This window comes from Streptomyces silvae (assembly GCF_016745505.1).
GTDB lineage: Bacteria > Actinomycetota > Actinomycetes > Streptomycetales > Streptomycetaceae > Streptomyces > Streptomyces silvae.
This window is the reverse complement of the sequence record NZ_JAERUC010000185.1, coordinates 49,935-62,902: the sequence shown is the minus strand read 5'-3', so window position 1 is coordinate 62,902 and position 12,968 is coordinate 49,935. Positions and strand designations below refer to the sequence as shown.

Below are 12,968 nucleotides of genomic sequence, written 5' to 3'. Positions count from 1 at the left end.
GAGGGCGAATGGGCGGGCCTGCGCGCGGGGTGCTGGGTGCCAAATCAAGCCCGTCCGGCGATTGAGGACCCCGTGCCCGGGGGGCGGGCTGCCAGGGGCTCCGCCCCCGGACCCCCGCGCCTCAATCGCCGGCGGGGCTTGAATGGGTCGGCCTGCGAGGACACCGTGCCCGGGGCGGGGCTTGAGTGGGTGAGCCTGTGCCGGCGGGCTTGAATGGGTAGGCCCGCGGGGGCACCTGGCCCGGGGTGCGGGCTGAGTGCGTCAGTCCGGTGGTGTGCTCTTCGGGGGGCGGCCCCGGCGGGGGATCGGGGACGCCCCGCCCGGCAGCCGGCCCGCCTCCGACAGCGCCCGCCGCAGCAGGAACTCGATCTGCGCGTTCGCGCTGCGGAGCTCGTCCGAGGCCCACCGCGCCAGCGCATCGTGCACCGCCGGATCGAGCCGCAGCAGCATCTGCTTGCGGGTGGGCCCGCGCCGGGCCTCCCGTCCGGGAGGAGGAGCCGCGTCGTCGGTCACTGGTAGAGCGACCCCGTGTTCAGGACCGGCTGCGCCGCACGGTCACCGCACAGCACGACCATCAGGTTGCTCACCATCGCCGCCTTCCGTTCGGAGTCGAGCTCGACGATGTCCTGCTCCGCGATCCGGGTCAGCGCCATCTCGACCATGCCCACCGCACCCTCGACGATCTGCTGCCGGGCCGCGACGACCGCCCCCGCCTGCTGCCGCTGGAGCATCGCCGAGGCGATCTCGGGCGCGTACGCGAGATGGCTGAAGCGGGACTCGATGATGCGGACGCCCGCCGCCTGAACCCGCGCCGTGAGCTCGACCGCGAGCTTCTCGGTGATCTCCTCCGCGTTGCCCCGCAGGGAGAGCCCGCCCTCGTCATGGGCGTCGTACGGGTACTCGATCGCGATGTGCCGGACCGCCGCCTCGGTCTGCGTGGCGACGAACTCCAGGAAGTCGTCGACCTCGAAGAGCGCCTGCGCCGTGTCCTCGACCTTCCAGACGACGATCGCCGCGAGCTCGATCGGGTTGCCGTAGGCGTCGTTGACCTTCAGGACGGCCGTCTCGTGGTTACGGACCCGGGTGGAGATCTTGCGGCTGGAGGTCAGCGGGTTGATCCAGCGCAGCCCGTCCGCGCGGATCGTACCGACGTACCGCCCGAAGAGCTGTATGACCCGGGCCTCGCCCGGAGCGACCATCTTCACACCGCTCATGCAGAAGAAGGACGCGATGGCCAGGAGCAGTCCGAGGATGAAGAGCGGGACGCCGACCGCGTTGTTGCCGTCGGAGCCGAGGACGCCGCCGATGATGCACAGGGCCACGCCGAGGAAGACCCCGAGGACGGTCAGGAGCAGGCCGAGACCGCCGGGGATGGAGTGGGCGGTCACCTCCCTGACCTGCGGCTCGGGCATCTCGGGCGTGTCCGGGGTCAGTTCGGCGGCCGGGCCGTCGGCGCCGGGAAGGTCGTGTGGTGCGGACATGGGTCCCCCGTCTCGTGCGGCTTATCACCGCGCTAGCAATGTGATTACACATTAATGCCTCTCGCAACCTTGTGCACCCCTCGGGAGTCGGTTCCTTCAGGACCGGGTGCTGATTCTCACGTCCGGAAAAGGCCGGATCGCTTGTCTTTTGTCCAGGCTTTCGGTGTTAGCTGGCACGTCTGACCTGAGCGGTACGAGCAGAAGAACAGGAGCACCACAGCATGGGTCGAGCGGATGCGCGACGAGCCCAGGGGCGGGAAGCGCGCCGGGCCGCCAGGGGCGGTGGCATACGCCGGCTCTTCACCTGGCGGAAGATGCTGGGCACCTTCTTCGGGCTCTGCCTGCTCGTGATGGGCGCCTTCGCGGCGCTCTACGTCTACGTGGACGTGCCTGAGGCCAACGCCCAGGCCCAGAAGCAGAGCAACGTGTACAAGTACAGCGACGGCACGCTCCTCGCCCGGAGCAACTCCGAGGTCAACCGCGAGATCGTCGACATAGGCACCGTGCCCAAGGGCGTCCAGCACGCCTTCGTCGCCGCCGAGAACAAGTCCTTCTACCGGGACCAGGGCGTCGACCTCAAGGGCACCACGCGAGGCCTGCTCAACACGCTCTCCGGCAAGGGCAAGCAGGGTGGCTCCACGATCACCCAGCAGTACGTGAAGAACTACTACCTCACGCAGGACCAGACGGTCAGCCGCAAGCTCAAGGAGCTGGTGATCTCCCTCAAGGTCGACCAGCGGATGAAGAAGGACGACATCCTCGCCGGGTACCTCAACACCGTCTACTACGGACGCGGCGCGAGCGGCATCCAGGCGGCGGCCCAGGCGTACTACGGCGTCGACGCCAAGGATCTCGACACCTCGCAGGGCGCCTATCTCGCAGCCCTGCTCCAGGCCCCCAGCCAGTACGACTGGGCCGTGGCCTCCGAGCGCGGCAAGAAGCTGGTCAAGGACCGCTGGGCCTACACGCTGGACAACATGGTCGACGAGGGCTGGCTCGACCGGGCCGAGCGGGACAAGATGACGTTCCCCGTCCCGGACGCCCCCAAGGCGGCCCCCGGCATGGACGGCCAGACCGGCTACCTCGTCGAGGCCGCGAACGACGAGATGAAGCGGCAGGGCATCACCGACGAGATGCTCGACGCCGGCGGCTGGACGATCACCCTCAACATCGACAGGAAGCGGCAGAAGCAGCTGGAGAAGTCGGTCGACGAGCAGCTGGAGGACCAGCTCGACCGCAAGGACAGCAAGGTCGACGCGACCGTCCAGGCGGGCGCCACGTCCGTGGACCCGAAGACCGGCAAGGTCGTCGCCCTGTACGGCGGTGTCGGCGCCACCGAGCACTACATCTCCAACGCCACCCGCCAGGACTACCAGCCGGCCTCCACCTTCAAGCCGCTGGTGCTCGCCTCCGCGCTGGAGAACGAGTCGGTCACCCAGGACGGCGACCTGATCGGCCTGGACACGGTCTACGACGGCACCAGCAAGCGCCCGGTCGTCGGCAGCGACACCCCGTTCGCCCCGGAGAACGAGGACGACGTCAGCTACGACAGCCCGACCGTCCAGACGGCGATGGACAAGTCGATCAACTCCGTCTTCGCGCAGATGGTCGTCGACGTCACCCCGAGCGCCGTGAAGAAGACCGCGCTCGACCTGGGCGTACCGGACGAGAACTTCCCCGAGCGGCCCGCGATCACCCTGGGCACCATGAACGCCTCGACGTGGGACATGGCCGGGGTGTACGCCACGCTCGACAACCACGGCAAGAAGGTCACCCCGACCATCGTGAAGTCCGCCGAGCACCGTGACCGCACCATGGAGCCCGTCGACGGGGTGGGCAGCCAGGTGATCAGCCGGACGTCCGCGGACACCGTGACGAAGGCGCTGACCGAGGTCGTCGACGTCGGCTCGGGGCACGAGGCCAACACCTCCGCCTACGACGCGGCGGGCAAGACCGGTACGTCCGAGAACAACAAGGCGGCCTGGTTCGCCGGTTACACCCCGGAGCTCACCACCGTCGTCGCCCTGTACGGGGAGTCGACCAAGGACGGCGGCGGCCAGGTCAGCCTCACCGGCACGGCCAACTCCGGCCGCGCCAACGGTGGCGGCTTCCCCGCGAAGATCTGGGCCGACTACACCCTGGGCGCACTCGGCGGCGGTTCGGACGCCACCTTCGACCTGGAGGGCGTGGAGCGCGGTGAGAGCTCGGTGACCGAGAGCCCCTCCGTCACCCCGTCCGAGACCGATGAGCCCTCGGAGACCCCCTCCGAGGAGCCCGAGACACCCACCGAGTCGCCGAGCGAGACCGCCGGCGAGGAGTCGCCGCCGGCCGAGACGCCGAGCGAGACCCCCACGGGGGACCCGAGCGAGAGTCCCAGCGCCACGAAGGACCCCGACGACGGGGACCAGCCGCCGGGCGAGCGCCCGGGCAGCGACGGCCTGCTGGGGCAGTAGCGACGGCTGCGGACAGATGAACGGGTGAGGGGCGGGTGCCGTGCCGGCACCCGCCCCTCACCCGTTTCCCGCCTCGGAGATCAGCGGGTCACGGCGTGGCCATCTCGAACCAGACGACCTTGCCCGTGGAGAGCCGGGTCGCCCCCCACCGCCGGGCCAGCCGGTTGACCAGGAACAGCCCGCGTCCGCCCTCGTCCGTCTCCCGGGCACGCCGCTGCCGGGGCAGCTGAGGGGAGTCGTCGCCGACCTCGCAGCGCAGGATGTCCGTGCGCAGCAGCCGCAGCGTCACCGGCCGCTCCGCGTAGCGCACGGCATTGGTCACCACCTCGCTGACCAGCAGCTCCACCTCGTCCGAGAGGTCGTCCAGGCCCCACCGGCTCAGCGCCCTGCGGGCCAGCCTGCGGGCCCGGCCGGGCGCCGCGTCCTCCGGCTCCAGGAACCAGTACGCGACATCGCTCGGCGCGATCCCGTCGAACCGCGCCGCCAGCAGCGCGATGTCGTCGTCCCGGTCACCCGGGCCGAGCATGTCCAGCACGTCGTCGCAGAGCGCCTCCAGCGGCGGCGAATGGTCCGGGCCGGTGAGCTGGGCGGTGGCGGCGAGCCGCTCCCGCAGGATCTCGATACCCGTCCAGACGTCCCGCATCCGGGACTCCACCAGGCCGTCCGTGTACAGCAGCAGCGTGGCCCCCGCCGGGGCGTCCAGTTCGACCGCCTCGAAATCGACCCCGCCGACCCCGATCGGGGCGCCCGGAGGCACCCGCAGCACCTCGGCCCGGCCGCCCAGATGGAGGAGCACGGGCGGCGGATGACCGGCGTTGGCGATGGTGATGCGGTGGGCGACGGGGTCGTACACCGCGTACAGGCAGGTCGCCATGCGGTCGCTGCCGAGCCGCTGCGCCTGCTCGTCGAGGTGGTGCAGGACCTCCTGCGGCGGCAGGTCGAGGCCGGCCAGGGTCTGCGCGGTGGTGCGGAGCTGGCCCATGATCGCGGCGGACGTCATGGAGTGCCCCATCACGTCCCCGACGACCAGGGCGACCCGGCTGCCGGGCAGCGGGATCGCGTCGTACCAGTCCCCGCCGACACGGGCCGTCTCCGCGGCCGGGAGGTAGCGCGAGGCCAGGCGTACGCCCGTGGGCTGCGGCAGCGAGTCGGGGAGCATCGTGCGCTGGAGCTCGTCGGCGATGTACGCCTCGCGGCCGTACAGCACGGCCTTGTCGATGCCGAGCGCGGTGTGGGTGGCCAGCTGGGCGGCGACCAGGAGGTCGTTCGCCTCGAACGGCGGACGGTCCGTGCCGCGCAGGAAGACGGCGGCGCCGATGACCCGGCGGCGGCCCCGCAGCGGAGCCAGGATCGCCCGGTGCCCGGTCGGTACGGTCCGCCCCGCCCCCAGCAGCTCGGGCAGGGCGACGCGGGCCGCGGCGGAGTCCCCGAAGACGGGCCGCACCCCGCGCAGCACCTCGGCCAGCGCACCGCCCGCCCGGATCTCGCACAGGTCGGCGGCGGGCAGCAGCCCGGCCTGCGGGTCGGTGACGGGCAGCCGCAGCCGCTCGCCCTCAGGCCCGGTCTCGCTCTCCTCGTCGGCCAGCCGCAGCCGGTCGGTGCGCCGCAGCCGCAGCACGAAGGGGTTGACGGGCCGCTCGTCGCCCACCGGGAGCGGGTCGCGGAGGTACACGAGTATGGCGTCGGAGAACGTGGGCACGCTCGCCCGGCACAGGCCCAGCACGATCTCGTCCAGGTCTATGCCGCGCGCGATCCGGCGGGTCGCCGCGCCGACGAAACGCAGCCGGTCCCCCTCGCGGCGGCTGAGCGTCTGCGTGTCGGCGACGGGTGCGGCGCCCTCGGCGCCGGGCGCCGGATTCGGTACGGCGTTCGGGCCCGGGCCCTTCGCCGGGTGAGGCGCCGGGGAAGGGCCGGGGATCGCGGCGGTGGCAGCGGCGCCCTGCGGGGCCTCCTCCTGCCGGGGCCGGGCGCGTTCCTGCGGCCGGGCGGCGAGGGGCTGCCGGCCTTCGTGGGAGGTGGGGTGCTCCGTCACGCGTGGGATTCCGTCCGTCCGGGCCGGTTGTATGAGGCAATCACCTCGGGGGGCTGCGCCACTGTGCCCCGGCAAGAGCGGTGAGAACAACGGCTGTCACCGGATGCCCATGGAAAAGGGGCCGAAACCGTACGCCCGGCAGGCATGCCGGCAAGGGTTCTGCCGGTGGCCGGGCAGGGATAAGCGAACACGTCTCCACCCCCTCGTAGTGGTGCGTGCGACGCACGGCCCACCCGGCTCCGTAAGCCGTGTGACTCATGCGATGCGTGCGGTGACTGGTGGTCAGGCCCCTGTCCGGTCACGCCGGTTGTGGCGCATCGGTCCGGCGGAGCGGTTCTCGGAGGGCGATCCTACGTTTGCCCCCCTGGGGTGCATCAAGGGTCTCACGGCGGCGTGGGAGCGGGGGTGCGGTCCCAGTCATCCGGCAGCGGCGGGACCTGCCACCGGGGGTCGGGCCGCCAGTGCTCCCAGCCGTCGCTGAACGGGGAGCCCCAGCGCTGGATCACCTCGACGGCCGCCAGCCCCGCCTCACGCACCCGCCGGGCGGTGGCCTCGTCCATCAGGCCGACCCGCTGGGCCTGTGCGAACTCGTCCTCGTCGAGCCACTCCCAGCTGTGGTCGGGACGTACGGAGATGTCCAGGAAGTGGTCCTGCGAATCGACCCCGCCCGCCCAGCGTGAGCGGGGCTCCTCGAGGTTGACGTACCAGTTGCGGAAGAGCCAGCCGCGGTCCCAGAACAACCACACCGACCAGGGGTCGCCCGGCCGGGCGAGCTTGAGCACGCCCGAGCCGAACCACCGGGAGCGCACCGTCGTGCGCGGGCGGGTGTAGCGGGTGGCGAGCGGCTCGGCGTGCACCTGGGTGCCGTCGGCGAGGACCGGCCGCACACACTCGGTGCCGGACGCCATCCAGACCGCCAGCAGCTCGTCGGTGTCCTGCACGACGGTGACCGGCCGGCAGATGTGGACCGCCCGGCCGCCACCGGTCTCACCGGGGCGGGGTCTCTCGTTGTCCCGGTAGCGCCAGAGGATCCGGTCCCCCGGCGACCAGCGCACACCGTCCCCCGCACCCGCCCCGGAGCCTGCTCCCGTACCCGCGTCCGTCGCTGTCATGAAGAGATCTTAGGGACGCACCCGCCCGTACGGTGCGTTACGCGTCAGGGACGGGTCATACGCAACACGTCCAGGGCCTCGTTCAGCTGTTCCAGCGTCAGGTCGCCGCGCTCGACGTATCCTCCGGCCAGCACGGTCTCCCGGATCGTCGTGCCGTCGGCCAGGGACTTCTTGGCGACCTTCGCGGCCTCCTCGTAGCCGATGTACTTGTTCAGCGGGGTCACGACCGAGGGCGAGGACTCCGCGTACTGCCGGGCCCGCTCCGCATGGGCCGTGATGCCGTCGACCGTGCGGTCGGCGAGCAGCCGGGAGGCGTTGGTGAGCAGCCGCACCGACTCCAGCAGGTTCTTCGCGATCACCGGGAGCATGACGTTGAGCTCGAAGTTCCCGGCGGCTCCCGCGACGGCGACCGTGGCGTCGTTGCCGGTGACCTGGGCCGCGACCATGAGCACGGCCTCCGGGACGACCGGGTTGACCTTGCCCGGCATGATCGAGGACCCCGGCTGGAGGTCGGGCAGGCTGATCTCCGCGAGACCCGTACGGGGGCCGGAGGCCATCCAGCGCAGGTCGTTGGAGATCTTGGTGAGCGAGACCGCGATCGTACGGAGCTGGCCCGAGGTCTCGACGAGCCCGTCACGGGCGCCCTGCGCCTCGAAGTGGTTGCGGGCCTCGGTGAGCGGCAGCCCGGTCGTGCGGGCGACCTCGGCGATCACCGCGGCGGAGAAGCCGGGCGGGGTGTTGATCCCTGTGCCCACCGCCGTACCGCCCAGGGGGAGTTCGGCGAGCCGGGGGAGCGAGGCGTGCAGCCGCTCGACGCCGTGCCGGATCTGCGCCGCGTAACCGCCGAACTCCTGCCCCAGGGTGACGGGGGTGGCGTCCATCAGATGCGTACGGCCCGACTTCACGACCTCCGAGAATTCGGCCGATTTCCGCTCCAGGGAAGCGGCCAGGTGTTCGAGCGCCGGAATCAGGTCCGCGGTGACGGCGGCGGTCGCCGCGATGTGGATCGACGAAGGGAACACGTCGTTCGACGACTGGGAGGCGTTGACGTGGTCGTTGGGGTGGACCTCACGCCCCAGCCGCTCCGTGGCGAGCGTCGCCACGACCTCGTTGGTGTTCATGTTGGACGACGTTCCGGAGCCCGTCTGGAACACGTCGACCGGGAAGTGCTCGTCCCAGCGCCCCGCCACCACCTCGGCGGCGGCCTCCTGGATCGCGTCCGCGATGTCCGGATCCAGCACCTTCAGCTCGGCGTTGACCTTCGCCGCCGCGGCCTTGATCCGGGCCAGGGCCTCGATGTGGGCCCGCTCCAGCCGTTGCCCCGAGATCGGGAAGTTCTCCACCGCGCGCTGTGTCTGTGCCCGCCACTTCGCGTGCGCGGGCACCCTCACCTCGCCCATCGAGTCGTGCTCGACGCGGTACTGCGTGTCCTCGGCCGGTTCGCCCATGGTGTTCCTACCTCCTGCTGAGGCGAGCACGGTCCGCGCCCGCCGTATTCCCCGCTACTCCTGCCCAGGCCCCCCGGACGGATCACACCCGGCCACGACGTTCACGCGTCCACCGGGCCCGGAGCGCCCACCCGGCCCCGAGGGCCCACCGGGCCCCAGGGAGGCGCCCACCGGAGCCCGGCACGTCCGCAAACGACGGAGGGGCGCGTCCGGCGAACCGGGCGCGCCCCTCCGTCGGGTGTGCGGTCAGCCGAGGCCGGGGCCGCGGACCGGGATGCTGGTGAAGGTGGGGGCCGGGGCGGGCTCGGTGAAGAAGTCGTTGCCCTTGTCGTCGACCACGATGAACGCGGGGAAGTCCTCGACCTCGATCCGCCAGACCGCCTCCATGCCGAGCTCCTCGTACTCGACGACCTCGACCTTCTTGATGCAGTCCTGCGCGAGACGCGCGGCGGGGCCGCCGATCGAGCCGAGGTAGAAGCCGCCGTGCGCGTCGCACGCGTCGGTGACCTGCTTGGACCGGTTGCCCTTGGCGAGCATCACCTTGGAGCCGCCCGCCGCCTGGAACTGCGCGACGTAGCTGTCCATACGGCCGGCCGTCGTCGGGCCGAAGGAGCCGGAGGCGTACCCCTCGGGGGTCTTCGCCGGGCCCGCGTAGTAGACCGGGTGGTCCTTCAGGTACTGCGGCATCTCCTCGCCCGCGTCCAGCCGCTCCTTGATCTTGGCGTGCGCGATGTCGCGCGCCACGACCAGCGGGCCGGTCAGCGAGAGCCGGGTCTTGACCGGGTACTTGGTCAGCTCGGCGAGGACGTCGTCCATGGGGCGGTTCAGGTCGATCTTCACGACGTCACCCGCCTCGTCGAGGTGCTCGTCCGTGGTGTCCGGCAGGAAGCGCGCCGGGTCCGTCTCCAGCTGCTCCAGGAAGACGCCCTCGGCGGTGATCTTCGCGGTGGCCTGGCGGTCCGCCGAGCAGGACACGGCGATCGCGACCGGCAGCGAGGCGCCGTGCCGGGGCAGGCGGACGACCCGCACGTCGTGGCAGAAGTACTTGCCGCCGAACTGCGCGCCGATACCGATCTTCTGCGTCAGCTCGAAGACCTTCTCCTCCAGCTCCTTGTCCCGGAAGCCGTGGCCGGTCGGGGAGCCCTCGGCGGGCAGCTCGTCCAGGTAGTGCGCGGAGGCGTACTTGGCGGTCTTCAGCGCGAACTCGGCCGACGTACCGCCGACGACGATCGCCAGGTGGTAGGGCGGGCAGGCCGCCGTACCCAGCGAACGGATCTTCTCCTCCAGGAACTTCATCATGGAGGCCTCGTTGAGGACCGCCTTGGTCTCCTGGAAGAGGAACGACTTGTTGGCCGAGCCGCCGCCCTTGGCCATGAAGAGGAACTTGTACGCGCCGCCGTCGGTCGCGTACAGCTCGATCTGGGCCGGGAGGTTGGAACCGGTGTTCTTCTCGTCCCACATGGTCAGCGGGGCCATCTGCGAGTACCGCAGGTTGAGCTTGGTGTACGCGTCGAAGATGCCGTGCGACAGGGCCTCCTCGTCACCGCCCTCGGTGAGCACGTTCTGTCCGCGCTTGCCCATGACGATCGCCGTGCCGGTGTCCTGGCACATCGGCAGGACACCCGCCGCGGCGATGTTCGCGTTCTTCAGGAGGTCCAGCGCCACGAACTTGTCGTTGGAGGAGGCCTCGGGGTCGTCCACGATGCGCCGCAGCTGCGCCAGGTGGGCGGGGCGCAGGTAGTGGGAGATGTCGTGCATGGCCTCGGCCGCCAGCGTGCGCAGGGCCTCCGGAGCCACCTTGAGGAACGTACGGCCGTCGGCCTCGAAGGTCGAGACGCCGTCGGCGGTCACCAGCCGGTACGGCGTGGTGTCCTCCCCCAGGGGGAGCAGATCGGAGTACGCAAACTCTGGCATTACGGCCATTCCTCACTCGGCGACAGCAGCTGACCACCCTTGGGCAGCGCATCCACCAGGGTAGAACGCCGCCGACGCGCCGGGCCTGTGAGGTAAGGCTCACCCGGGGGCGCCTGATCCCGTACGGCGGATTCCTCCGCTTCTTCCGAGCGAGGCCGGAGAGGTACTGGTCGCGATCTATCGCGTTTGGGTAGTCTGGTCCGGTGGACCTCGAGAAGCAGCCCCAGCAGCCCGTCGCTCCGGCCGGTCCCGCGCCCGCCGGAATCCGCGCCTCCGACGCGGACCGTGACCGGATCGCGGACATCCTGCGAGACGCCGTGGCCGAGGGCCGGCTGACCGCGGACGAGCACGCCGAGCGGGTCGACCTCGTCTACCGGGCGAAGACGGTCGGTGAGCTGGAGCCGCTGGTCCAGGACCTGCCGGCGGCCGGAGGTGCGGCCCGGCCGGGCGCCTCGCCGTACGGCTACGGTCCCGAGGGGGCGTCCGGGCCCGCCGAGAATCTGGTGGCGGTGTTCAGCAGCTCCACCCGCAAGGGCCGTTGGCGCGTCGGCGGGCGCACGAACGCCTTCTCGCTCTTCGGCAGCGTGGAGATCGACCTGACCGAGGCGCTGTTCGGCCAGCGTCTGACGGTCATCAACGCGACGTCCATCTTCGGCAGCGTCGAGATCAAGGTTCCCGAGAACATCTCGCTGCGTGGCAGCGGGACGGGCATTTTCGGCAATTTCGAGGTCGACACACTGGAATCCGCCGACCCGGAAGCCCCGGTGGTCGTCGTGAACGGCTACTCGGTGTTCGGGAACGTCGAGGCAAAGCCCAAGCGTGGCAAGCTCATCACCAATCTCCAGAAGCAGTTGCGCAAGCACCTCGGCCACTGAGGCCGGGCGGCCGGTTCACGGCGAATTCCGGCCAACGGCCGGTACAGGGGCGCGGCGAGGGCCCGCACGGCGGCACCACTCAGTGCATAGGCGTGCGTACAGCGGGTAGGGAGTGCTGCATCGCCTCTCGCTCACGAAGCCGAAGCCGTCGTCAGGAGTGGACCGTGCTGCACATGCCGCATCAGCCCCTGCAGGTCGCCGCCGTTCCGTCCCAGCGCACACCCGCGCGGGAGGACCAGGCGGGGCCCTGGCACTCGGAGGCGGTGTGCCGCCGGGACGAAGCCGGGCTGTTCTTCGCCCCGTCGAAGGAGCCGACTGCTGCCCGGCTGGCCCGTGAGCAGGCCGCGAAACAGGTCTGTGCGGGGTGCCCGGTGATGGTGGAGTGCCGGGAGCACGCGCTCGTGCAGCCCGAGCCCTACGGGGTGTGGGGCGGCCTCACCGCCGCCGAGCGCCGGGTGGTGCTCGCCCGCCGCCGCAGGCGGGACGTGGAGCTCAAGGCCGCGGCGCCGACCGGCCGCATAGCCGGCTGAGACCGTTTGTGGATGTGGGGACCGCCCGGCCGGGCGGCCCCCACATCCACGCTCTCCGGAGCTACTTGGCGCGGTCGAAGTCGATCGCGCTGTAGGCGCGCAGCTTCGACAGCCGGTGGGTCGAGGAGATCGTCCGGATCGTGCCGGACTTGGACCGCATCACGATCGACTCGGTGGTCGCCGTCTCCGCGCGGTACCGCACACCGCGCATCAGCTCACCGTCGGTGATCCCCGTCGCCACGAAGAACACGTTGTCGCCGCTGACCAGGTCGTCGGTCGACAGCACCCGGTCCAGATCGTGGCCCGCGTCCAGCGCCTTCTGCCGCTCCGCCTCGTCCTTGGGCCAGAGCTTGCCCTGGATGACACCGCCGAGGCACTTTATGGCGCACGCCGAGATGATGCCCTCGGGGGTGCCGCCGATGCCCATCAGCAGGTCGACGCCGGTGCCCTCGCGGGCGGCCATGATGGAGCCCGCCACGTCGCCGTCGGAGATGAACTTGATCCGGGCGCCGGTCTCGCGGATCTCCTTGACGATGCCGTCGTGGCGCGGGCGGTCCAGGACGACGACGGTGACGTCCTCGGGCGCGGAGTTCTTCGCCCGTGCGACGCGCCTGATGTTCACCGCCACGGGCGCGTTGATGTCGACGAATTCGGCGGCCTCGGGGCCGGTGACCAGCTTGTCCATGTAGAAGACCGCGGACGGGTCGAACATCGCCCCGCGGTCCGCGGCCGCCAGCACGGCGATCGCGTTGGGCATGCCCTTGGCGTTGAGCGTGGTGCCGTCGATCGGGTCGACCGCGATGTCGACCTCGGCGCCGGTGCCGTCGCCGACCCGCTCGCCGTTGAACAGCATGGGGGCTTCGTCCTTCTCGCCCTCACCGATGACGACGACACCGTTCATCGACACCGTGGAGACGAGCGTGCGCATGGCTTTCACGGCGGCGCCGTCGGCGCCGATCTTGTCGCCGCGGCCGACCCAGCGACCGGCGGCCATGGCGGCGGCCTCGGTGACCCGCACCAACTCCAGGGCCAGGTTGCGGTCGGGGGCCTCCGGGGAGACCTCGAGCTGGGACGGCAGATGATGCTCGGACATCGGAGCGCACCTTTCTGTACGACGACGACC

General features: G+C 71.0%; 10 protein-coding genes. 3 read left to right on the top strand and 7 right to left on the bottom strand.

Going from position 1 to position 12,968, the window contains the following annotated elements; genetic code table 11:
• Positions 1 to 261: 261 nt before the first annotated feature.
• A complete protein-coding gene (locus tag JKV81_RS30010) occupies positions 262 to 513 on the bottom strand; it encodes a type II toxin-antitoxin system antitoxin (protein ID WP_202078799.1) in 252 nt (83 codons plus the stop codon).
• A complete protein-coding gene (locus JKV81_RS30005; protein WP_129265258.1) occupies positions 510 to 1,481 on the bottom strand; it encodes an SPFH domain-containing protein in 972 nt (323 codons plus the stop codon). The genes JKV81_RS30010 and JKV81_RS30005 overlap by 4 nt, the downstream gene beginning before the upstream one ends.
• 221 nt (positions 1,482 to 1,702) lie before the next feature.
• On the opposite strand from JKV81_RS30005, the gene JKV81_RS30000 reads away from it, so the two are divergent.
• Positions 1,703 to 3,934: a transglycosylase domain-containing protein gene (locus JKV81_RS30000; protein WP_129265259.1), complete on the top strand. Its 2,232-nt coding sequence runs from the start codon at positions 1,703 to 1,705 to the stop codon at positions 3,932 to 3,934.
• An 88-nt stretch (positions 3,935 to 4,022) separates the two neighbouring features.
• Here JKV81_RS30000 and JKV81_RS29995 read toward each other — a convergent pair whose 3' ends face one another.
• The 4 genes from JKV81_RS29995 to JKV81_RS29980 form a co-directional block, all read right to left on the bottom strand.
• Positions 4,023 to 5,966, bottom strand: coding sequence for an ATP-binding SpoIIE family protein phosphatase (locus JKV81_RS29995; protein ID WP_129265260.1), 1,944 nt, complete (start codon positions 5,964 to 5,966; stop codon positions 4,023 to 4,025).
• Positions 5,967 to 6,349: 383 nt separating this feature from the next.
• Positions 6,350 to 7,078: a cytidylyl-2-hydroxypropylphosphonate hydrolase gene (gene fomD, locus JKV81_RS29990; RefSeq protein WP_124274463.1), complete on the bottom strand. Its 729-nt coding sequence runs from the start codon at positions 7,076 to 7,078 to the stop codon at positions 6,350 to 6,352.
• A 44-nt stretch (positions 7,079 to 7,122) separates the two neighbouring features.
• Entirely contained in the window at positions 7,123 to 8,526 is a 1,404-nt protein-coding gene (locus JKV81_RS29985) for a class II fumarate hydratase (protein WP_202078797.1), read from the bottom strand.
• 246 nt (positions 8,527 to 8,772) lie between these two features.
• A complete protein-coding gene (locus tag JKV81_RS29980) occupies positions 8,773 to 10,440 on the bottom strand; it encodes a fumarate hydratase (RefSeq protein ID WP_164493618.1) in 1,668 nt (555 codons plus the stop codon).
• A gap of 203 nt (positions 10,441 to 10,643) precedes the next feature.
• On the opposite strand from JKV81_RS29980, the gene JKV81_RS29975 reads away from it, so the two are divergent.
• Positions 10,644 to 11,315: a DUF1707 SHOCT-like domain-containing protein gene (locus JKV81_RS29975; protein ID WP_202078795.1), complete on the top strand. Its 672-nt coding sequence runs from the start codon at positions 10,644 to 10,646 to the stop codon at positions 11,313 to 11,315.
• Between the two features lie 164 nt (positions 11,316 to 11,479).
• Entirely contained in the window at positions 11,480 to 11,845 is a 366-nt protein-coding gene (locus JKV81_RS29970; protein ID WP_202078793.1) for a WhiB family transcriptional regulator, read from the top strand.
• Between the two features lie 61 nt (positions 11,846 to 11,906).
• Here the strand turns inward: JKV81_RS29970 and glpX are convergent, their stop codons facing one another.
• The gene (glpX, locus tag JKV81_RS29965; RefSeq protein WP_099174695.1) at positions 11,907 to 12,938 is read right to left on the bottom strand and encodes a class II fructose-bisphosphatase; all 1,032 of its coding nucleotides are present in this window, start codon (positions 12,936 to 12,938) and stop codon (positions 11,907 to 11,909) included.
• Between the last annotated feature and the right edge of the window lie 30 nt (positions 12,939 to 12,968).